This is a genomic window from Luteimonas yindakuii (genome assembly GCF_004803715.2).
GTDB lineage: Bacteria > Pseudomonadota > Gammaproteobacteria > Xanthomonadales > Xanthomonadaceae > Luteimonas > Luteimonas yindakuii.
Map to the genome: position 1 here is coordinate 1,150,009 of NZ_CP039383.2, position 19,001 is coordinate 1,169,009.

Sequence of the window (19,001 nt, forward strand, 5' to 3'; positions counted from 1 at the left end):
AGGTGGGCGCAGGCCGCCGGCGGCGCGCCTGCGCGGAGGCGCCGCCATGGCGCTGATCATCAACGAGCTCTGCGTCAACTGCGACGTCTGCGAGCCCGTCTGCCCCAACAAGGCGATCACCATGGGTGCGGCGATCTACGTGATCGATCCGGCCCTGTGCACCGAATGCGTGGGCCATCACGACGAGCCGCAATGCGTGATGGTATGCCCGGTCGAATGCATCGACCCGGACCCCGCGTTTCCCGAAACCCCGGAGCAGCTGCTGGCCAAGCTGCGCCGGCTGGAGGACTCCCAATGATCCACGCCATCCGGCGCCCGGCAGCCTGGACGCTGCTGCTGATGCTGTGCCTGTTCGTCACCCCGCTCGCCGCTGCAGATGGCAGTCGCGCGCCGCTTGCGGAGCGCCCGCCGGGTGCGGCAGTGGCATCCGCGCATTCGCTGGCCACCGACGCCGGCCTGCGCATCCTGCGCGAGGGCGGCAATGCGTTCGATGCCGCGATCGCGGTGTCGGCCACGCTGTCGGTGGTCGAACCGATCAGTTCCGGCATCGGCGGCGGCGGCTTCTTCCTGCTGCACGACGCCAGCACCGGGCGCGATGTGTTCGTCGACGCGCGCGAGACCGCGCCGGCGGCGGCGACGCCGGAGCGCTACCTGACCGCCGATGGCGAGTTTGATCGCGATCGCGCCGAGAACGGCCCGTGGGCCGCCGGCATCCCCGGCCTGCCTGCGGCCTTCGTCCATCTCGCCGAACGCTACGGCAAGCTGCCGCTGGCGCAGTCGCTGGCGCCGGCCATCCATGCCGCGCGCGAAGGCTTTCCCGCCTATGGCCGCATGACCCGCGGCTACGAGCGCCGCCGTGCGGTGATGGAACGCTACCCGGGCACGCGCGAGGTGTTCCTTGCCAACGGCCGGCCGCTGCGTGACGGCGACCTGTTCCGCCAGCCCGACCTCGCGCGCACGCTGGAGCGGCTGGCAGCGCAAGGCTTCGACGGCTTCTACCGTGGCGACACCGCGCGCCTGCTGATCGAGGGCGTGCGCGCCGAGGGCGGCGAATGGACCGCCGACGAACTTGCCGCCTACCGCGTCGCCGAGCGCGAGCCGATCCGCTTCGGCTACCGCGGCTGGGAGATCGTCACCGCGCCGCCGCCGTCGTCGGGTGGCATCGCGCTGGCGCAGATGCTGCAGATCCTCGCGCCGTTCGAGCTTGCCGATCTCGAGCCCGCGACACGCGCACACCTCACCATCGAATCGATGCGCCGCGCGTTCCGCGACCGCACGTTCTACCTGGGTGATCCGGATTTCGTCGAGATCCCGCAGCGCCTGCTCACCAGCCGCGACTACGCCGCCGGCCTGCGCGCGACCATCCATCCCGCCAGGGCCACGCCGAGCGACCTGCTGTCGGGCGAGCCGACGCCGCTGGAGGACGAGGAGACCACCCACTTCTCGATCATCGACGCCGACGGCAACCGCGTGGCCGGCACGCAGACGGTGAACCTGCTGTACGGCTCCGGGTTGATCCCGCCCGGCACCGGCGTGCTGCTCAACAACGAGATGGACGACTTCGCGCTGAAACCCGGCACGCCGAACGCCTTCGGCGTGATGGGCTTCGACGCCAATGCGCCGGCGCCGGGCAAGCGCATGCTGAGCTCGATGACGCCGAGCTTCATGGTGCGCCCGGACCGCGTGGCGGTGCTGGGCACGCCGGGTGGCTCGCGGATCATCACCATGGTGCTGCTGGGCATCCTCGGCTACGACGCCGGCCTGGGCGCGCAGGAGGTCGCGGCGCTGCCACGCTTCCACCACCAGTGGATGCCCGACGTGGTCTCGGCCGAGCGCGGCATGTTCGACGCCGCAACCGCGGCGTCGCTGCGCGCGATGGGTCACGAGCTGAACCTGCCGCCCGACGAGGTCGAAGGCGGGCGCGGCTCCAGCCACGTGTGGGGCAACCTGCAGACGGTGCTCTGGAACCGCGCCGACAACACGCTGGAAGGCGGCACCGACCCGCGCAACGAAGTGGGCGAGGCGAGGGTGGAACTGCGCGCGACGACGCCGGCCCGATGAAACTCTGGTCGATCCAGGGCAACTCGCAGCAGCTCGATGGCGGCGCGATGTTCGGCAACGCGCCGCGCGCGCTGTGGACACGCTGGGTGCAGCCCGATGAGCGCAACCGCATCCCGCTGGCCACCCGCGCGCTGCTTGCGACGCCCCTCAACGGAAAGACCGTGCTGTTCGAGACCGGCATCGGCGCCTTCTTCGATCCCGCACTGCGCGATCGCTACGGCGTGGTCGAGGAGGCCCACGTGCTGCTCGATTCGCTGGCCGAAGCCGGTTTCTCGCACGAGGACATCGACGTGGTGGTGCTGTCGCACCTGCACTTCGACCATGCCGGCGGCCTGCTTTCGCCGTGGCGCGAAGGGCATGCGCCGGAGCTGCTGTTCCCGAACGCGACCTTCCTCACCAGCCGCCCGCACTGGGCGCGTGCGACGCAGCCACATGCGCGCGATCGCGCGAGCTTCATCCCGGAGCTTCCCGATCTCCTCGAAGCCAGTGGCCGCCTGCAGTTCGTCGAAGGCGATCGCTCGCCGTTGCTGGGCGATGCGGTGCGCTTCCGCTACAGCGACGGCCATACGCCGGGGATGATGCTGGCGGAAATCATTGGCCCGGAGATCGTCGACGGCCAGCCGCACGGCGGCGTCGTGTTCTGCGCCGACCTCGTGCCCGGGCGCCCGTGGGTGCACGTGCCGATCACGATGGGCTATGACCGCAACCCCGAGCTGCTGATCGACGAGAAGGATGCGCTGCTGGCCGACGCGCTGGCGCGCGATGTCCATCTGTTCCTCACCCACGATCCCGACATCGCACTCGCCCGCGTGGTGCGCGATGACAAGGGCCGTTATGCGACGACGCACGAAGTGGCGTCGCTGCAGGCACGGTCACTGGGAAACTGAAGCATGCGCCTGGCCTGCCTGCTCCTGCTGCTGCCCGTGGTGGGGCCGGCGTTGGCGCAGGCGCAGGTGCCGGATGCGCAGGCGCAACCGCGGCCGGTCGAGCGCCTGGTCGACCCCGAATTCGGGATCACCAGCGACGGCTATGCGCTGCGCCGCGACGTGCAGATGCTGCAGTGGGTGCCCGACACCCGGGGTGACCGGCTCGACTGGCGCGATGCTGCCGTGCCCACCGGTGGACTGGACGCCGCGCATCGCAATCCGCCGGCGCTGCCATTCGTCGCGGTGGAGTGGCGGGCGAAGGCACGGTTTCCCGACGGACGCGTCATTCCGCACGACGTGATCGCGCAGGCCGGCGCATGGCAGCTGCTGCACCCCGAGCCCGCGCTGTTGCCGCCCAACCTTGCCGCGACCTTCCAGCCTTCCGGAGAGGTCCTCACCACCGCGGCCGACCCGCAGTCGCCACAGCCGGGCGACCTGCGCCTGCGCTGGTCCGAACTGGTGTTGCCCGATGGCACGGGCTTCGTGTTCGATGCCGGGCGCTGGGTTCCCGTGCCGACGCGTGGACGTGCGCTCGATGCTCCCGCGATCCTTGAGCCCGCGCACGCAGCGGTGGATGCCAGCGGTACCGGCGGAAACAGCTGGCGCTACTGGCTGGCGGCCGTATTGCTGCTGGCGCTCGTCGCCGGCCTGGCCTGGCGGCAGCGTGGGCGACGCTGAGCGGCGCCGTAGGCAGGGTTCGGCGTGGCTTGCGAACCTCCCATCCAGACGCGCCTGACAACGACCTGCATCCAATCCGCGCTTGTCGCGGCAGATCCGCTCCCGGCTCCGTGTTTCGCGCAGCCCGCTTCAGACCACCCGCGTCCCGAAGATCCTGTCGCCGGCATCGCCCAGGCCCGGCAGGATGTAGCCCTTCTCGTTGAGGCGCTCGTCGATCGCGGCGGTGTAGACCTCGACATCCGGATGCGCGGCCTCGAGCGCACGCAGGCCTTCCGGTGCGGCGACCAGGAAGATCGCGCGGATGCGCCGTGCGCCGGCGCGCTTGAGCATGTCGACCGTGGCGATCAGGGTGCCGCCGGTGGCCAGCATCGGGTCGAGGATCAGCGCGTCGCGCTCGTCGAGCCGACCGGTGAGGCGTTCGAAGTAGGGCACCGGCTGCAGGGTGGTCTCGTCGCGCTGCAGGCCCACCACGCTGACCTTGGCGGCGGGGATCAGCGACAGCACGCCGTTGAGCATGCCCAGTCCCGCACGCAGGATCGGCACCAGGGTGATCTTGGCGCCGGCGATGCGCCGCACCTCCACGTCGCCGGCCCAGCCACGCTGGATCGCAGGCTCGGTCTCGAGGTCCGCCGTCGCCTCGTAGGCGAGCAGCATGCCGAGTTCGGTGACCAGTTCGCGGAAGGCCTTGGTGGACAGCTCGACATCGCGCAGCAGGCCGATCTTGTGCTGGACCAGCGGATGGCGGACTTCGACGATCTTCATGGCGGCTCCTTCAGGCGTGGCGCGCAGTGTCGCGCAAACGTCGTATGCCTGTGTCGATGTCATCGCGATCGCGTCCTGATGTCATGGCGCTGCAACCCCGTGGAAATAGTGTGTGCCGCATCCACGCTGTCCTGCGTAATCCATTTGAACTCCCCGACATCCGCTCCCGGCGGTGATCGCGATCGCGCTGGCTGCGCGGGCCCCGCCCGGCGCCTTCGCGCAGTCGATCGCACCGCCCACCCGGCATGGATGCCACCGATCTCGACCGCGTGGTGGTCCACGGCCGGTACGGGTCGCAGACCGCCCGTTGAAGCTCCAGCGGGCTCGCGTGCGAACACGATGCAGAACGAACTCCATGGCCGCAGACGCGCCAGGCGTCAAGGTCAGCTTCCGAGGGTGCCAGTGATGACGAACCATTCGAATTTCCGACCGCCCGCGCGCGGGCTGGCCATCGCCGCGCTTGCGCTGGCACTTGCCGCCTGTAGCGCCGGCGCACCCACCGGCGAGGACGCCGAAGACCGTGCCGACCGTGCCCGTGAGGCCGTGCGGCCGGCGGCCGCCGTCGCGATCGACGTAGCCGAGGCCTTCGCCACGCCGATGACGCCCGAGGACAACATCGATTCGGTGGCGAGCTGGACCGATGCCAGTGGCCGCGTGCTGCTGCTGGCCACCGCCAAATCCACCCATCGCCTGGTCGTCTACGACGGCAGCACCGGTGCATTCGTGCGCCATGTCGGCGGGCAGGGCTCGGGCGCGGGCCAGTTCGACCGTCCCAACGGCATCGCGGTGGCCGGCGACCTCGCCTTCGTGGTCGAGCGCGACAACCGTCGCGTGCAGGTCCTGCAGCTGCCGGGCATGCAAACGGTCGCCGGGTTCGGATCCGACGTGCTGCAGCTGCCGTATGGCATCTGGATCAACGACGCCGGCGACGGCTACGAGGTCTACGTCACCGATGCCTACATGGCCGGTGAGGACGCGCAGGGTGAGGACATGCTGCCGCCGCTGGACGGGCTTGACCGCCGCGTGCACCGGTTCGCCTTCAGCGCCGATGGCACGGCGCGGCATCTCGGCGCGTTCGGCGACACCTCGCCCGAAGGTGCGCTGCGCGTGGTGGAGTCACTGTGGGGCGACCCGGCCAACGACCAGCTGCTGATCGCCGAGGAGGACGAGACCTACGCCAACGAGTTCAAGGTCTACGACCTCGAAGGTCGCTTCAGCGGCCGCACCATTGGCGCGGAATTCCTGCAGGCGCAGACCGAGGGGATCGTGCTGAAGACCTGCGCCAACGGCAGCGGCTGGTGGATCACCACCGAACAGGGCAAGGACCGCACCGCGTTCCATCTGTTCGAGCGCGGCTCGCTGGACCACGTCGGCGCGGTGTCGGGGCCGACCGTCGCCAACACCGACGGCATCTGGCTGCATGACGCGCCGACGATGCGCTTCCCGGAGGGCGTGCTGTACGCCGTGCACGACGACCAGGGCGCGGTCGCGATCGACTGGCGGCATATCGCCACCGCCCTGGAGCTTCCCGCATGCGCGCGCTGACGATGCCCGCCGCCCGCATGCCGCGTGCGCCGCGCCTGCTGCTGGCCGCGCTGCTCGCGCTGCCGCTCACCGCGGGTGCGCACGATGCGTTCGGCCCGGGCATCCACACGCTCGAACCCAACACCCTGGTGCCCGCGGGGGACCTGCGCTATGCGCCGACCGCGCGGCCGGACCGCATCGTTGCTTCGCCGTCGGCGGATCCCGCATACGGTTTCCAGGTGTCGTGGCGGACTGCGACCGGTGTCGACGCGCCGCGCCTGGAACTGGTGGTCGCCGGTGACTCGCCCGCCGTGGGTGAGCCACGGCGGCTGGCCGCACGCAGCACCGCCTTCGCCACCGAAAACGGCGGCGGCAGCCAGCACCAGGTCGCGGTCGACGGCCTCGAGCCGGACACGCTGTACGCGTTCCGCGTGCAGGGCGGCAACGGTTGGTGGAGCCCGTGGCGCCAGCTGCGCACCGCGGCGACACCGGGCACGCCGCTGGAGTTCCTGTATTTCGGCGACACCCAGAACAAGAACGCCAGCCACGGCAGCCGCGTGCTCCTCGAAGCCCTGCGCCACGCTCCCAGTGCCCGCCTGGCGGTGTTCGCCGGCGACCTCGTCAGTGGCGGCGATGGCGAGGACGACAACGAGTGGGGCGAATGGGCCGACATCGTCGCCCCGGTGGCGGCGACGATGCTGGTCGCGCCGGTGACGGGCAACCATGAGTACTTCGAGGAGTTCGAGGACACGCCGCAGGAGCGCCGCGTGCTCGGCCCGCACTGGCCGCACATGTTCGCCCTGCCCGACAACGGCGCCGCGGGCACGGAGCGCACGACCTACTGGTTCGACATGCACGACGCGCGCTTCGTGGTGCTCGACGGCACCTCGGCGCTCGACCTCGGCACGGCCGCCGCGCAGGCCGCATGGCTGGACGGCGTGCTGGCCGGCAACCCGCGCGCGTGGTCGATCGTGGTCGTCCACCAGCCGATGTACTCGCCGCGCGAGGGGCGCGACAACGCACTGCTGCGCGAACACCTGATGCCGGTGCTGGAGCGCCATTCCGTCGACCTGGTGTTGCAGGGCCACGACCACACCTACGGCCGCCGCGCAGGCGACGACGGCGCGGCGACTCCGCAGTACGTGGTCTCCGTGGCAGGTGCCAAGCAGTACCGGCTGTCGCAGGAAGCGCGCGACACCATGGCGCCGGTGGGCGAAGACACCCAGCTTTTGCAGGTGGTGCGCATCGATGGCGACACGCTGCGCTACGAGGCGCGGACCGTGACCGGCCGCCTGTACGACGCGTTCTCGCTGGTCGGTGACGGGCGTGGCGCGCGCAGGCTCGTCGAGCACACGGAAGGGCGTATCGAACCGCGCGACTGCGGGCGCGATGCGACGCTCAAGGGTCGTGCCGACCGCTGCTGGGAGTGATCCACCACGCAGCGTGGTAACCCTGCGTTCCATGGGTGGGCGGTGACGGAGCGCGACGCGCCCCCATCTTGGCGGCATGTCCATCCACCGGAGCCGTCCATGAGCACCATCGACCCGATCCGCTACGCCCGTGTTGCCGGCCGGCTGCGCGGCATGCCCACCTCGGACGGTGCCGGCGTGCGCCTGACCCGGGTGATCGGCAGCCCGCAGCTGCCCGACCTCGATCCGTTCCTGCTGCTCGACGAGTTCGGCACCGATCGCCCCGAGGACTACATCGCCGGCTTCCCGGAGCATCCGCACCGCGGCTTCGAAACCGTCACCTACATGCTCGACGGCCGCATGCGCCATCGCGACAACAAGGGCCATGAAGGCCTGCTCGTGCCCGGTGGCGTGCAGTGGATGACCGCCGGCAGCGGCCTCGTGCATTCGGAGATGCCGGAGCAGGAGGCGGGCCGCATGCGCGGCTTCCAGCTGTGGGTGAACCTGCCGGCAAAGGACAAGATGGCCGCGCCGCGCTACCAGGAGTTCGGCCCCGAGCGCATCCCGGTGGTGCATCCGGCCGAGGGCATCGAGGTCAAGGTCATCGCCGGCCAGGTCGGCGACGTGACCGGCCCGATCGCGCAGCCGGCCACCGATCCGCTGTATCTCGACGTGCTGCTGGACACCGGTCGCGAGTGGACCCATCTGCTGCCCGACGGCCACAACGCCTTCGTCTACGTCTACGAAGGTGCGCTGAGGGTGGGCGAGGGCGAGGACGCACGGCTGCTGGCCGCGCAGGAGCTGGCCGTGCTCGGCGGCGGTGACGTGTTGCGCATGCATGCCGACGCCGCGACCCGCGCGATCGTCGTCGCCGGTCGCCCGTTGCGCGAGCCGGTGGCCCGCCACGGACCATTCGTCATGAATACCCGCGAGGAACTGATGCAGGCGTTCGTCGACTTCCAGGAAGGCAGGTTCTAGGGCGGCGGACGCGTTGGTCCTCAGCCTTTTCCGCCCGCGGGAGACAGATCGGCAGGATTGCCGATCTGGACGGCGAAGCCGCCCGAAGGGTGAGCGCCATGGATGGCGCGAATCCAGGTGGCGCGCGGCGCCGGATGAGGGCGTACTGCGCGGCGTTCCAGGGCCGCGCCGCCGGCGACTACTTCGCGGTGAACCGCGCCTCCTCGAAGCGCAGCGATTCCACCAGTCGCTGGTTGTACTGCAGCTGCTCGGCGTTGCGCGCATGCAGCCACACGTGCATCACCTGGCCGTTGTCGAGTTCCACCAGGGTCTCGCGCACCAGCGTGGATGGATCGGCCGCCACCTCGCCGCGATACCAGCGGATTTCCTGCCCGGCCACCATGCCGCGCTCCTCGCGGTTGGCGCGCGCGGGCTGGAACGGCGAGTTGCCGGCGAGATAGAGGCCGAACGCTTCGCGCCCATCGGCACCGATCGCGCGGCAGATCAGGAACGCCTCGCTGCTGCGCTGTGTCCAGCTGAGCTCGGCGTCGCCGGGCAGGCGCGGGCACTCGTCGCCCTGCTGCGCATGGGCAAGCGGTGCGAACAGTGTGGAAAACAGGATGGCGGCGGCGACGCGCCTCGGCCGGCGTGTGGTTCTGGTCATGCGACATTCCCCCGTGCAGGCCCCGCGCGATCCCCATCGCGCGCTGGACCCTGCCGGTCCAGACCTTAGACCTGTGCGGTCGTCATTACAAATCGTGCGTTGCGTCGCGTTTTCTGAAGCACGTCGCCGCGGTGGCGTGGATGGTGCGAATGGCCGCATCCGCGGCCGGGATCTACCTGCGCTCAAGCGGACCCGTATCGCGAACGCACAAGCGGCTCGAGCGCCGCCCGCCATGCAGCCAGCTTGCCCGCCAACGGCATGGCGGCGTAGGCCGGGCTGGTCGAGGGCAGGGTGACCGTGGCAGTGCCGGGACGCAGCGCGTTTGCGGCATGCCGTGCAAACACGCGCGCCGCGGTACCGCCGTTGAATGCAACCAGCGCGACATGCGGATGCGCTGCGAAGAACGCGTCGAAGTCGTTGACCACGATGCTGCCGGGCTCGATCCGCGCGTCGAGGCTGCCGGCGCGCTCGCAGTGCGCAAGCACATCCCACAGCGCGATGCCGGCACCGGCCAGCCGTGCCAGGCGTTGCGGGTAGGGCAGTTCCGGCGCGGCCCCGGCGAGCGCGCCCATGATCGGCGAGAACGCATTGCGTGGATGCGCGTAATAGCGCTGCGCGGCAAGCGAAGCCGTGCCGGGCATGCTGCCCAGGACCAGGATGCGTGCATCGCCGCGGGCCACTGCAGGCAACCCGGCAAGCCGCGTCGCGCTCATCGGGGAGTGGGCGAGGCAGGCACGTGCGGCAGGCGTGGGCTCAGAACCCGCGCATCGACAGGCGGGTTTCGCCATCGGCGCGGATGCGGACTTCGTAGACCTGCCCGTAGACGGTCTCGTCGATCGGCGGCACCGGGCAGGCGCACAGGGTGGACACCAGCATCGGCACGGTATTGCTGTGGCCGACCACCAGCACCTGCTGGCCGACATGGCGCAGGTGCAACACCGTGACCGTTTCGGTCGGCGGCTTGCCGCCGTCGTACTCGCGTACCTCGAGCCCCTTTGCAGCGGCCACCGGGCGCGCGGTCTCGCGCGTGCGGCGGGTGGGGGTGGAGTAGATGGCCGACAAAGGCACGTCGGCCAGCAACGTGGCCAACGCCTGCGCCCGCGCGCGCCCCGCCTCGCTGAGTGGCGGGTCGTCCGCCGGAGCCGCTGCCTTCTCTGCATGGCGCACCACGATGAACACCGTGTCCGAACCGGGCTTCGGCACCCCGGCACAGGCGGAAAGTAGGAGCAGGATCGGCAACAGCAGCAGGCGCATCGGTGTTCCGGCGGTCGTGAGAGCCGTTGCATGATGCCGTCGCCCGGCCGCGCTGACAAAGTCGGCAGTGCGCGCGGGCGTGGGCCTTGGTGTCACCCGCGATTCAGGGCGCACAGCGACTTGTCGCTGTTGATATCGCGACACGAGCCGCCCGCCACCGACGAGAAGCTGCTTTGGAGACGCGCGGCGCTGACGGACATGCAGGGCGTCGCACCGCCGTGTCCCCGCCACGCGGGAACGTCAGACGGCCCGGAGACGATACGGGACCGACCCGTTGTACTGCAGCAGGTCCCAGAGATTGCCGTACACGTCGCGGAACACAGCCACGGTTCCGTACACCTCCTCGGCGGGCGGCCGAACGAAGTTGACGCCGGCGGCGCGAAATCGTGCGTAGTCGCGCCAGAAGTCGTCTGTCTGGAGGAACAGGAAGACCCGGCCGCCGGTCTGGTTGCCGACTGCCGCGAGCTGCTCGGGGCCCACGGCTCGTGCCAGGAGAATTGATGCACCCGAGCCGCCGGGCGGTGCGACGACCACCCAGCGCTTGCCCGCCTCCGGCCGCGGCGAGTCCTCGATCAGTTCGAACCCGAGCGTGCCAACGTAGAACCCGATGGCCTCGTCGTAGTCACGGACCAGGAGCGAGATGTGGGCGATTGTCTGTTGCACTCGATGCTGCTCCATCGGGTCGCCAAACCCGGTCGGGCTGCGAGCGACATCGGTTCGGGCGACTACCGGGTTCCAACTACAGGATCGCGATCTGCGAAGCGTTCGCGCAATCGAGGCTCAATCCAGGAACTTCCAGGTCTTTGCCCCATCGAAGCGCCTGACGATCACCGACTCCAGCAGCTCGGGCTCGAAGTTCCGCAGGTTCACGCCGTGGCGAGCGCCCGGTGCAGCGTCGAGCGGCTCCCAATGGGTGATGATCCCGCAGCCCTTGCACCGGAAGTTGACCAGGGTCCGATCGCCCCAGATGTAGCGTTCGGTGTTCTCAGGATGGCCCTGGATGGAGACGGTGCCAAGTCCGTAGAACGCCCATATGCCGCCAGTGCGCCGACACAGCGAGCAGTTGCAGCTGGTCGCCGTGTCCGGGACCTCCGGCAGGGTGATGCGCACTGCGCCGCAGTGACAGGAGCCGTCCAACGATGGCGAGGGCTGCTTCTTGTCCACGGATCCGCCGCTGTTCCTGTACCGCATCACACCAGAATCAAGCCGTCCCGCAAGGCGGCATCGGCTTGATGGACTGGTCAGGCCATCTTGGTCCACACCGGCGTCAGGGCCGTCACCTGCGGCGGGCCGACCAGGAGCGGCTCGACGTCCTTCACATACGCCGCGTAACTGTCTGTCGCGAGGAACTGTTGCGATGCTTCGGCGTTCCGATACACCTGGAACGCGCTGATCGAATCCGGATCCGCATTATCGAAGCAGTAGAAGTACGCGGCGTGGCCGGGATTGCCCGCGACCGCGGGTGCCATGTGTCTCTCCCAGACCGCCCGAACCTCATCGCGTCTGCCCGGCAGAACCTTGTGCTTGATGATGAGTGCCAGCTGCGTCATCCGTACTCTCGCTCTGTGATGGTTGGGAAAGCGGCTACACCTGGGCTAGGCACCGCCACGGAAGCCGCGTCGGCTTGAACGAGCTGTCAGACGGCGGGTCCTCGAGCCTGCCCAGCCGGTTTTGTCCTTCGAGGCTTGGCTGGCTTGGGCGCCGGCATGAGCGCTGCGGTTTCCGTAATGAGCTGTCGAAGCGCGTCGGTGTCGTCGAGCAGCTCGTCGGCCACAGGATAATCCTTCGCGCCCGGGTACGGTGGCCGCTGGGGCAGCCCGGGAGCGAGCGCAGTCGCAGCGGCCGATGGCTTGACGAACAGGCTGTTGTCACACGCAAAGGCGACGACCTTGCCGTCCAGGTAGAGCGCGTATTCGCCGAACATCCTCCTGGATGTCAGGCGGCTGCCCAGACCAACCTGTTCCGTGACGTACGCGATGAAGTCCTGATCGGTGGCCATGCCTGCTCCGTGGTTCAACGCCTGAGTTTGGCCTGCTACGTAGTGGATGTAGGGACGTGGCCCGACACATTGAGTTGCGCCCGGCTACGAGGTGGCCCCGCTTGAGCGAATTGTCAGGCCGCAGACAGCGAACTGATCATGACGTAGTAGCCGTCAGGATCACGCAGTGCGAACTCCTTGGTGCCCGTGTTTGGATTGATACCAGGCTCCTCTTCAAGCGCGGCGACAAGGCCACGTGCGCGACCCAGCGCCTGGTCGAAGTCATCGACGCGGAAGAAGAGAAGTAGCCCATTGCCCGGCTTTGCATGATCCGGGCTCGCAAGGGATGGATGCTCGTGGTCGCCCCAGCGATGGAGGCAAAGCAGTACCGTTCCATCCGTGTCGACGATCTGGCCGAAATAGTCATGGGCCGGCTGCGTGGCAGGGTGCCCCAGAAGCGACTGATACCACGCGAAGCTGCGGGTAACGTCCGTGACGCCAATGATCGTCCACAAGTGCTGCATAGTCGCTCCTGCGGCCTGACCCCAGAATTGAGCCGATCCGCAACCTGCTGATCGGTCAGCCGGTGCAGTGGACCAACGATACATCCAGGCCGAGCGCCCAAGCGGGTCCGGTCCGAATGGAATGTCAGGCAACCCTCTCGGGTGTCTGCGCGCGTCGGCGTGCCATCAGGTAACCGAGCCACGCGAAGGGGAGATAGGCGCCAATCAAATCCACTGCGATGAACCAGGTCGGCGCCGGGATCATACGCGCAGCCAGCACTCCGCCCACGAAGAAGAGGACGCCAACAATCAACGCCGCAGTCGGCTTGAATCGAGAGGCGATTTTTGCGGCGGTGAAGGCGCCGACCAGCGTTCCGATGGCGTGGGCCAGAAACGGGAACAGGAAGTGGCGGGGCTCCAGCTGGGGCAACGCGGCACGAATGCCCTCAGCGGTTGTCATGTCGGCACCGGCAGGAGGAGGGATCACATGACCACTGGCCGCAATCAACGCCATGTTGATGGCACTGCCCACGATAAGGCCAAGAACCACGGCGAGGATGAGTCTCAGGCTGGACATAGGTGATCTCTCCCGGTGTTGCATGACACCTGAATCATGCTGCGTCGCGAAGCAGTATCGACGCGGATGCGTCGTTAGGCCGCTGCACAACCACCAACCTTCAAGACACGCTCTGTTGAAGCGGGGTACCTGGCCAACAAATGACTCGGACGAACCGGGCGCTGTGAAAAATTGCCGCCGCAGTTCGGGCACGCATTCGCCAGGACTCCCGCCGCACACTCCGGGCAGAACGTGCACTCGAAGGTACAGATCATCGCCTCGGTATCCGGAGGCAGATCCTTGTTACAGCACTCGCAGTTTGGACGAAGCTGCAACATGTTCCGACTCCTTGCGAGGGCTTTACCAGCGGCCTGACGCCGGAGCCAAGCCGCGCTGCGTAGGGGCGTGAAGCACCTGGCATGCTTTGCCTGCCAGATGATGCGGCCCGAAGCGGCGTGGGGTTGAACGCCCTGCTAGGCGCTATCCCGTGGCACGCCCCTGAGCCGCCCAGCAATGTACGGCGCAGTTGCCGTAGCGAGCAAGACCAGCGGCCAAACGTTGCCTTCTTTGAAGGTGTACGCCTCCAACAGCGCGGACCATGGCCTGCCCTGGAGCCGCCCAAAGGCAAGCTCGAATAACAGGGTGAGCGCCAGCCAGCCCAGCCCGATGCGAACAAGTTGCCGGAGGCCGACGGGACGTAGCCAGGGAAGGGCAATGTACGTAATTGCTAGGATGAGCGCAGAGAGCAACAGACCGCTCAGCAGCAGCCCGGCTGTCTTGCCGAAAGCTGGGATGAGAATCGCTTCACGCAGAATGCCGTTGAAAGCCGCACAGCCCAAAATGGCGAGCCACAGCGCGAGGGCTTTGACTGTGAGCATCAGCGCCGCTCCAGTAGCGCCTGACAACTAGGTTGAGCCGCCCCGAAGCGGCCTCGGCTTGAAAGCATTGTCAGGCCCCAACCCACGCCGCCCCCTCGCTGACGTCGGCTGATTCTTGAGGGCTAAAACAGGCCGACGGCAACTGGCACAAGGCACGCAACGCCGATCAGAAAAGGGGTGACGCGCCGCCAAGTCCTAGTGGACTGGTTCGTAGCCATGACATAGCCAAGGACAACGACAAGAACCAGCAGTCCGCACAGCGCTGCTACAAGAGTCCACGTCGCGGCGTGCCAAACCATCGGATCCGCGGGAAACGTGAAAAGGATGCCGGCCGCTGCTACGGAAATGCCGATAGCAAGCCAGGTGAGAACGGTTGTGGACATGAGTTTGCGAAATGCTGCCATCGGGGCCTGATACCTTGGTTACTCGACCCACGCAGTGAAGTGGGTCAGGTGGCACGGGTCTACCGGTGCCTGGGCCGCGTAACGAAGCGGGCTCGGCTTGAACACAATGTCAGGGCTCGGCCTGCGCGCGGTGATACGCAACCAGTGCGTCGGCGTGACCATGGCCGATTTGATGCTCTTGCTGGGATGCGCCACTTGCTCCATGTGCTTCATGTCTTGCAAAGAATCGAGCACCTGGAGCCAGTGCGCCACCGGCTTCCCGTAGGTCCGCTCGATCGATGGGAAGTACGAAGCCGGACCCCCAGCTTTCTCATCACTCGTCATGTCGTGGATCTCCAGTGACCCTCACAAGGTGCCTAACGCTAGAATTAAGCCGTGCCGCGAAGTCACTCGGACGAATTGTTAGGCGCCAGGCCTGTTACCTGTCCCATATGCCGGCGTCAGACATTAGCCGCATTGTGTAGTTGACTTGCAGGGTCTGGTTGCCACCGCATGCGATCCCAGTGGTTTTCCCGCTCGGCGCCTCGACGATTATGGACGACTCGCTCCTGAGCGGGTCCACTAGGCTGTAGCGGTAGCCATTGTTCGCGAACTCCACGGAAGCGTTGCCGTTGGCGTACGAGCTGTATGTGAACGCTCCTGACGGCGGGCGCTTGATTGCCGGGTACGTAAACACTGCATTGCCTGTTTTGGAGGCGCGGTACTGCATGTAGCCCTGTGCATGGGTCACAACGCGCGAGGAGCAGAGCGCATACTGACGTTTGCCCACCGAACAGGACCAGAGGGTTATCTCGTCGTCGGAGCAGAGAGGGCTGCTGGGGTAGTAGCGGCTGTACGCCTGCCACGTTGCCTCCCGGATGTAGTCCACCGGTGCGGTGTGCTGTCCAGATGCGGACGGCGCTACCAGTGCGACTACCGTGAACAACAATGGCCAGATGGTCTTGTTCATGGCGCCTAACAAGCGGATAGATCCGGCTCAACCATGAGGAAGAATACTACCGGGATGGCGACGCCTGTCAGCAACAGAAAGACGCGTCGCCATGCAAATAATCTGACCCCGGGAGCGAAAGACACTAATGCGATACCGGCACCCATGCCGAAGTACACGAGGATGCCGAACACATTGTGGAGCGTTTGACTTGTGGAGCCTTCAATGGGGCAACCTGCATCGCACGGAGCGAGTACGCCGAGCAAGAATGAAGCGGGGAGCGACCACAGGAGCCCAAAGCCGACTCGGCTGATGCCAGAGACTTGCGCAAGTGGCCGAGCGCAGAGCAAGAACGCTGAAAGAAGGAGAGCGGTGGCAAGGTAGCCGGCATAAGTGAGCGTCCGAGCCCATGCAGTGCCAGCTGCGTTGTACTCGCTCACGAAATTTGAAAGTTGCGAGTAGCCAGGCTTTATGGCGCTTCCGACAAAATAGAAGGCCACCACGTACAAGATGGATGCGATGAGCAGAGTACGAGCCAGCTTGAGTCTGTCCATGGGCTGCGATGGCTTCTCCGTGGAGCCTAACACCTGAGTTAAGCCGCGCCGCGAAGCGGCGTCGGCTTGGACGAATTGTTAGGCGTGCCCGCTAGGAACAGCGAGTGCCACTTGCCAGAGTTGCAGCGTGCCCGCACACGCTGGCGAAACTTCTGCGGCTCTGGGGCAGGTGACACCTTGCCTCGGGTCCGATTGCAGAACAAGCAGGCCGCAACGACGTTACTCCTGCATAACGTGCCGCCTGTGGCCTTGGGCTGCAAGTGCTCAGCAGTGCACTGAAGCTGCCGAGCTTGGGCCGTGGAGATGCCGTGCCGCTGAGCAAAGCTGACGTGGTCTGAAAGCCACATGGGCTGGCTGCAGTAATAGCAACGGCCGCCTTGGGCATGGAAGGCGACTGAACGGTGGTGTTTGGCGCGAGTCATTGGTGGGCTCCGAGAGAGGCCTCGAGCGCTCATGGAGCGACTTAGGCGGGGAGCCAGCGACCAACGATCGACTGGGCCTTGCCTCCCACGGAGGACGAAGGCTTGCCTAGGGCAACGGGTTTGATTCTGCCGAGTTGCAGCGCACAGTCAAGGCACGCCTAACACTTAAGTTAAGCCGACCCGCGCAGTGGAGTGGACCAGGTGGCAAGCTTTACCTGCCGCCTGGCCGCGTAACGAAGCGGCTTCGGCTTGAACGCATTGTTAGGCGCGCTCAGACGGGGTGGCTGACGCGAACTCTTTAACGCCAGCCGCAGCCAACTGCGCCCGTGCCTCCGGGTCCTCCCCTACAACGCGGCGAAGCGTGTGAAATACGTAGGTACGGCACAATCCTGGCCAAGCGACAAGCATGTAGAGCGCCCCGGCAACTAGCCAGTCAGGACGGGTCAGAGGCTTCCAGCCACTGAAGTGTGCGACGGCGGTATAGCCGAGAACACCCAACAGAACCCAGCGGAACCATGTCCAGAAGCGTGTGCCCCACAGCACGTTCTTGAAGTGGCGAATTTCCGAGTCTGTCAGTTTCACTTCACGCCTCCTTGCGGTCCCGTAGCGCGCCTAACGCCTGAGTTAAGCCGGCTTGCGTAGCGTAGCCGACAACGTGGCAAGCTTTATCTGCCATGTTGTTGGTGTAGCGAAGCAAGTTCGGCTTGAACGAGCCGTTAGACCCCTGCGAGGCCCCGTCAACGCTCTATGGTTACGCTAGCGCCCGTCATTGGGCGATGGTTCTGCAAGTTACTGTGGATCCAGTTCTCGAACTCCGATATGCGAAGTCCTTCAGGTGTCGGCCAATCTGGGTGTTTGTAATAGCGCCAAACATACTCTTCCAGAAAGTCGGCCTTAGCTACTAACTCCATTTGATCCATGAAGTCGTAGCTGAGTTGCTGTTTCCCGGTCGCTTCATCCCAAACCTTTAGCTGGAACTGTCGAGCGAAGACCTCCGCATCAAAGCTAGGCTTCCAAGTGCCGGCAGGCAGTGCTTGGGTGAGCTGATGGTCGGATACGAACGTGGCGAGACCGACTCCATAGGAAAGCCAAGCCAGCTGCTCGGCGGGTGACTCAAACGTATCGACCTGCAGTGTTGGCTTTGCCTTGCTTTGGGCGGACAGAGTTCCCGCAGCAAGCGACCAGACAATGACGAGCGCAACGAGCGTCGCTTTAAATTGGCGCATGGGGATTTTTCCTAAGGGGTCTAACACCTAAGTTAAGCCGAATTGCAGCGCGTAGCCGGGCGCATGGCAAGTCCTTTCTGTCATGCGACTGGCGTAGCGATGCAATTTCGGCTTGAACGCATTGTTAGGTGCCACCCGTCGCGCAATGCTCCGTCACTGGCTGGATGAGCGCCCGGCGTAGAACAAACGGGCTCTCGTCTTGGGCGTCGGAGCCTTCTTTCAGGGCCAGAAAGTAGCCGTCAACCATCGCCAAGCCCTCGCGGGGCAATTGGCCCTGGCCGCACGCGACGCTGGACAGGTGAATTGTCGCAACCGACTGGCATGAAGCGGCAGAACTCGGTGACGCTCCGTCCGCGCACACGTTGAGGTTGCACCTTTTGCCATCGGCAACCATGTAGCCACAAGTCCTAACAAACTTGCCGTCCCAAGAGCTGGCGCTCTGGACCAGCGCCGACGGGGTAACGTCTGTGAAGCCGCCGGTATCGCAACTCATCAATAGTGCAAGAAGCATCAAACACAAGACGTTCTTCATGTGGTACCTAACACCAGAACTAAGCCGACCTGCGAAGCGGGTTCGGCTTGAATGACTTGTTAGGCCTCAGGGTAGCGGAACTCATGCCACACCGCATTGCTTTTAAGCAAGTTGCCTATGATCAGCCAGTCCTGTGCGGAATCCTCCTTGGCGCCAAAGAACCATAGCTCTTTGATTGGTAGATCGGAGAGGTTGAGCTCTGATAGGCGGAAGAATCCTTTGCGATTGATGTGCATTGCGACAACAAGATCCGATGAATTTCGGTACTTGCGAAGCTTGTCGATCTCGCCTTGTAATTGCGCCTTAGGGTTGACTCCTACCGGCACGAACTCCTTCATCTGAATCGGGACGTAGTGGAGCCTGTTCTCATGCATGTAGGCACCCACATAGTCATAGTCTCGACTCTCATGATCCGCAAAGCTGATTCTTACGCCAAGCAGTTGCCCGACGCCATAGCAAAACAAGGCGCATCGCCTCGCCTCCCCAATGTGTCGGACATCTCGCCGCCTGAGTGATGCAAAGTCACGCGGCATGCGATGCATCGGCAGGTCGTCATAGATCTGCTTGAGGCCGACGAGAAACTTCTCGGCGTTCAGAAACTCAAGGTTCTTCCATTCCCTTGCGGTCATCTCTCGCTGAGGCCTCACACCTATTCGAAGACAAACCGGGGTGTAACCCCGCCGCGTAACCTCTGCTCTCCCCAAGAGCATCCGGACTTTTCCTACACCGAACAACGGCTTGACGGGGATTCCGGCGCCTAATCCCGGTGCGTAATCTTGGTGCTG

General features: G+C 65.9%; 25 protein-coding genes and 1 pseudogene. 7 read left to right on the forward strand and 19 right to left on the reverse strand.

Annotated elements, in window-relative coordinates; genetic code table 11:
- Nucleotides 1-46: 46 nt before the first annotated feature.
- From E5843_RS05250 to E5843_RS05265, 4 genes are read left to right on the forward strand one after another with little or no spacing between them, the layout of a single operon-like run.
- Nucleotides 47-298, forward strand: coding sequence for a YfhL family 4Fe-4S dicluster ferredoxin (locus tag E5843_RS05250; RefSeq protein ID WP_100322842.1), 252 nt, complete (start codon nucleotides 47-49; stop codon nucleotides 296-298).
- Nucleotides 295-2,061 (forward strand): gamma-glutamyltransferase, encoded by a 1,767-nt coding sequence (ggt, locus tag E5843_RS05255; RefSeq protein WP_244240839.1) that lies wholly within the window; start codon nucleotides 295-297, stop codon nucleotides 2,059-2,061. The genes E5843_RS05250 and ggt overlap by 4 nt, the downstream gene beginning before the upstream one ends.
- On the forward strand, nucleotides 2,058-2,948 hold the full coding sequence (locus E5843_RS05260; RefSeq protein WP_136412036.1) for an MBL fold metallo-hydrolase: 891 nt from the start codon (nucleotides 2,058-2,060) through the stop codon (nucleotides 2,946-2,948). The genes ggt and E5843_RS05260 overlap by 4 nt, the downstream gene beginning before the upstream one ends.
- Before the next feature lie 3 nt (nucleotides 2,949-2,951).
- Nucleotides 2,952-3,665 (forward strand): hypothetical protein, encoded by a 714-nt coding sequence (locus E5843_RS05265; protein ID WP_136412037.1) that lies wholly within the window; start codon nucleotides 2,952-2,954, stop codon nucleotides 3,663-3,665.
- 129 nt (nucleotides 3,666-3,794) lie between these two features.
- Here the strand turns inward: E5843_RS05265 and upp are convergent, their stop codons facing one another.
- On the reverse strand, nucleotides 3,795-4,427 hold the full coding sequence (gene upp / locus E5843_RS05270; RefSeq protein WP_134673022.1) for a uracil phosphoribosyltransferase: 633 nt from the start codon (nucleotides 4,425-4,427) through the stop codon (nucleotides 3,795-3,797).
- A 405-nt stretch (nucleotides 4,428-4,832) separates the two neighbouring features.
- On the opposite strand from upp, the gene E5843_RS05275 reads away from it, so the two are divergent.
- The 3 genes from E5843_RS05275 (at nucleotide 4,833) to E5843_RS05285 (ending at nucleotide 8,338) form a co-directional block, all read left to right on the forward strand.
- Nucleotides 4,833-5,972 (forward strand): NHL repeat-containing protein, encoded by a 1,140-nt coding sequence (locus tag E5843_RS05275; protein WP_136412038.1) that lies wholly within the window; start codon nucleotides 4,833-4,835, stop codon nucleotides 5,970-5,972.
- Nucleotides 5,960-7,381 carry a purple acid phosphatase family protein gene (locus tag E5843_RS05280; RefSeq protein ID WP_244240840.1) on the forward strand — a complete coding sequence of 474 codons (1,422 nt, stop codon included), beginning with the start codon at nucleotides 5,960-5,962 and terminating at the stop codon, nucleotides 7,379-7,381. Before E5843_RS05275 ends, E5843_RS05280 begins: the two co-directional genes overlap by 13 nt.
- 99 nt (nucleotides 7,382-7,480) lie before the next feature.
- Entirely contained in the window at nucleotides 7,481-8,338 is an 858-nt protein-coding gene (locus E5843_RS05285; RefSeq protein WP_141065742.1) for a pirin family protein, read from the forward strand.
- 178 nt (nucleotides 8,339-8,516) lie between these two features.
- Here the strand turns inward: E5843_RS05285 and E5843_RS05290 are convergent, their stop codons facing one another.
- From E5843_RS05290 to E5843_RS05375, 18 genes and pseudogenes are all read right to left on the reverse strand, one after another.
- Nucleotides 8,517-8,981, reverse strand: coding sequence for a hypothetical protein (locus tag E5843_RS05290; protein WP_134673025.1), 465 nt, complete (start codon nucleotides 8,979-8,981; stop codon nucleotides 8,517-8,519).
- Nucleotides 8,982-9,163: 182 nt separating this feature from the next.
- The gene (locus E5843_RS05295; RefSeq protein ID WP_141065743.1) at nucleotides 9,164-9,694 is read right to left on the reverse strand and encodes a DNA-deoxyinosine glycosylase; all 531 of its coding nucleotides are present in this window, start codon (nucleotides 9,692-9,694) and stop codon (nucleotides 9,164-9,166) included.
- A gap of 40 nt (nucleotides 9,695-9,734) precedes the next feature.
- The gene (locus E5843_RS05300) at nucleotides 9,735-10,235 is read right to left on the reverse strand and encodes a SixA phosphatase family protein (RefSeq protein WP_141065744.1); all 501 of its coding nucleotides are present in this window, start codon (nucleotides 10,233-10,235) and stop codon (nucleotides 9,735-9,737) included.
- A 240-nt stretch (nucleotides 10,236-10,475) separates the two neighbouring features.
- Nucleotides 10,476-10,898 carry a VOC family protein gene (locus E5843_RS05305; protein WP_134673028.1) on the reverse strand — a complete coding sequence of 141 codons (423 nt, stop codon included), beginning with the start codon at nucleotides 10,896-10,898 and terminating at the stop codon, nucleotides 10,476-10,478.
- Nucleotides 10,899-11,015: 117 nt separating this feature from the next.
- Entirely contained in the window at nucleotides 11,016-11,399 is a 384-nt protein-coding gene (locus E5843_RS05310) for a GFA family protein (RefSeq protein ID WP_134673029.1), read from the reverse strand.
- A gap of 77 nt (nucleotides 11,400-11,476) precedes the next feature.
- Nucleotides 11,477-11,785, reverse strand: coding sequence for a putative quinol monooxygenase (locus E5843_RS05315; RefSeq protein WP_136412041.1), 309 nt, complete (start codon nucleotides 11,783-11,785; stop codon nucleotides 11,477-11,479).
- Between the two features lie 86 nt (nucleotides 11,786-11,871).
- Nucleotides 11,872-12,234 (reverse strand): TfoX/Sxy family protein, encoded by a 363-nt coding sequence (locus tag E5843_RS05320; protein ID WP_136412042.1) that lies wholly within the window; start codon nucleotides 12,232-12,234, stop codon nucleotides 11,872-11,874.
- A gap of 113 nt (nucleotides 12,235-12,347) precedes the next feature.
- Nucleotides 12,348-12,737: a VOC family protein gene (locus E5843_RS05325; RefSeq protein ID WP_136412043.1), complete on the reverse strand. Its 390-nt coding sequence runs from the start codon at nucleotides 12,735-12,737 to the stop codon at nucleotides 12,348-12,350.
- Nucleotides 12,738-12,861: 124 nt separating this feature from the next.
- The gene (locus E5843_RS05330; RefSeq protein ID WP_136412044.1) at nucleotides 12,862-13,293 is read right to left on the reverse strand and encodes a hypothetical protein; all 432 of its coding nucleotides are present in this window, start codon (nucleotides 13,291-13,293) and stop codon (nucleotides 12,862-12,864) included.
- A 74-nt stretch (nucleotides 13,294-13,367) separates the two neighbouring features.
- Entirely contained in the window at nucleotides 13,368-13,610 is a 243-nt protein-coding gene (locus E5843_RS05335) for a DUF1272 domain-containing protein (protein WP_136412045.1), read from the reverse strand.
- 135 nt (nucleotides 13,611-13,745) lie between these two features.
- On the reverse strand, nucleotides 13,746-14,150 hold the full coding sequence (locus E5843_RS05340; RefSeq protein WP_136412046.1) for a hypothetical protein: 405 nt from the start codon (nucleotides 14,148-14,150) through the stop codon (nucleotides 13,746-13,748).
- A 513-nt stretch (nucleotides 14,151-14,663) separates the two neighbouring features.
- Nucleotides 14,664-14,878: pseudogene (locus tag E5843_RS05345) on the reverse strand (DUF4287 domain-containing protein).
- A gap of 94 nt (nucleotides 14,879-14,972) precedes the next feature.
- Nucleotides 14,973-15,503, reverse strand: coding sequence for a hypothetical protein (locus E5843_RS05350; protein ID WP_244240841.1), 531 nt, complete (start codon nucleotides 15,501-15,503; stop codon nucleotides 14,973-14,975).
- A 5-nt stretch (nucleotides 15,504-15,508) separates the two neighbouring features.
- Complete coding sequence (locus E5843_RS14565; protein ID WP_136412047.1) at nucleotides 15,509-16,036, reverse strand: DUF998 domain-containing protein; 528 nt, start codon at nucleotides 16,034-16,036, stop codon at nucleotides 15,509-15,511.
- A 38-nt stretch (nucleotides 16,037-16,074) separates the two neighbouring features.
- A complete protein-coding gene (locus tag E5843_RS14570) occupies nucleotides 16,075-16,491 on the reverse strand; it encodes an HNH endonuclease (protein WP_141065745.1) in 417 nt (138 codons plus the stop codon).
- 228 nt (nucleotides 16,492-16,719) lie between these two features.
- Nucleotides 16,720-17,040, reverse strand: a complete 321-nt coding sequence (locus tag E5843_RS05365) for a hypothetical protein (RefSeq protein WP_136412048.1) — start codon at nucleotides 17,038-17,040, stop codon at nucleotides 16,720-16,722.
- A gap of 155 nt (nucleotides 17,041-17,195) precedes the next feature.
- Complete coding sequence (locus tag E5843_RS05370) at nucleotides 17,196-17,684, reverse strand: hypothetical protein (protein ID WP_141065746.1); 489 nt, start codon at nucleotides 17,682-17,684, stop codon at nucleotides 17,196-17,198.
- Nucleotides 17,685-18,275: 591 nt separating this feature from the next.
- Nucleotides 18,276-18,845, reverse strand: coding sequence for a hypothetical protein (locus E5843_RS05375; protein ID WP_136412050.1), 570 nt, complete (start codon nucleotides 18,843-18,845; stop codon nucleotides 18,276-18,278).
- Between the last annotated feature and the right edge of the window lie 156 nt (nucleotides 18,846-19,001).

Bases quoted from the DNA above. Each gene is read 5' to 3' on its own strand.
- E5843_RS05320 (WP_136412042.1), bottom strand. From the start codon at position 12,234: ATGGCCACCGATCAGGACTTCATCGCGTACGTCACGGAACAGGTTGGT.
- E5843_RS05335 (WP_136412045.1), bottom strand. From the start codon at position 13,610: ATGTTGCAGCTTCGTCCAAACTGCGAGTGCTGTAACAAGGATCTGCCT.
- E5843_RS05300 (WP_141065744.1), bottom strand. From the start codon at position 10,235: ATGCGCCTGCTGCTGTTGCCGATCCTGCTCCTACTTTCCGCCTGTGCC.
- E5843_RS05370 (WP_141065746.1), bottom strand. From the start codon at position 17,684: ATGCGCCAATTTAAAGCGACGCTCGTTGCGCTCGTCATTGTCTGGTCG.
- E5843_RS05280 (WP_244240840.1), top strand. From the start codon at position 5,960: ATGCGCGCGCTGACGATGCCCGCCGCCCGCATGCCGCGTGCGCCGCGC.
- E5843_RS05325 (WP_136412043.1), bottom strand. From the start codon at position 12,737: ATGCAGCACTTGTGGACGATCATTGGCGTCACGGACGTTACCCGCAGC.
- upp (WP_134673022.1), bottom strand. From the start codon at position 4,427: ATGAAGATCGTCGAAGTCCGCCATCCGCTGGTCCAGCACAAGATCGGC.
- E5843_RS05250 (WP_100322842.1), top strand. From the start codon at position 47: ATGGCGCTGATCATCAACGAGCTCTGCGTCAACTGCGACGTCTGCGAG.
- E5843_RS05290 (WP_134673025.1), bottom strand. From the start codon at position 8,981: ATGACCAGAACCACACGCCGGCCGAGGCGCGTCGCCGCCGCCATCCTG.
- E5843_RS05340 (WP_136412046.1), bottom strand. From the start codon at position 14,150: ATGCTCACAGTCAAAGCCCTCGCGCTGTGGCTCGCCATTTTGGGCTGT.
- E5843_RS05285 (WP_141065742.1), top strand. From the start codon at position 7,481: ATGAGCACCATCGACCCGATCCGCTACGCCCGTGTTGCCGGCCGGCTG.
- E5843_RS14565 (WP_136412047.1), bottom strand. From the start codon at position 16,036: ATGGACAGACTCAAGCTGGCTCGTACTCTGCTCATCGCATCCATCTTG.
- E5843_RS05275 (WP_136412038.1), top strand. From the start codon at position 4,833: ATGACGAACCATTCGAATTTCCGACCGCCCGCGCGCGGGCTGGCCATC.
- E5843_RS05295 (WP_141065743.1), bottom strand. From the start codon at position 9,694: ATGAGCGCGACGCGGCTTGCCGGGTTGCCTGCAGTGGCCCGCGGCGAT.
- ggt (WP_244240839.1), top strand. From the start codon at position 295: ATGATCCACGCCATCCGGCGCCCGGCAGCCTGGACGCTGCTGCTGATG.
- E5843_RS05330 (WP_136412044.1), bottom strand. From the start codon at position 13,293: ATGTCCAGCCTGAGACTCATCCTCGCCGTGGTTCTTGGCCTTATCGTG.
- E5843_RS05260 (WP_136412036.1), top strand. From the start codon at position 2,058: ATGAAACTCTGGTCGATCCAGGGCAACTCGCAGCAGCTCGATGGCGGC.
- E5843_RS05315 (WP_136412041.1), bottom strand. From the start codon at position 11,785: ATGACGCAGCTGGCACTCATCATCAAGCACAAGGTTCTGCCGGGCAGA.
- E5843_RS05350 (WP_244240841.1), bottom strand. From the start codon at position 15,503: ATGAACAAGACCATCTGGCCATTGTTGTTCACGGTAGTCGCACTGGTA.
- E5843_RS05375 (WP_136412050.1), bottom strand. From the start codon at position 18,845: ATGACCGCAAGGGAATGGAAGAACCTTGAGTTTCTGAACGCCGAGAAG.
- E5843_RS14570 (WP_141065745.1), bottom strand. From the start codon at position 16,491: ATGAGCGCTCGAGGCCTCTCTCGGAGCCCACCAATGACTCGCGCCAAA.
- E5843_RS05265 (WP_136412037.1), top strand. From the start codon at position 2,952: ATGCGCCTGGCCTGCCTGCTCCTGCTGCTGCCCGTGGTGGGGCCGGCG.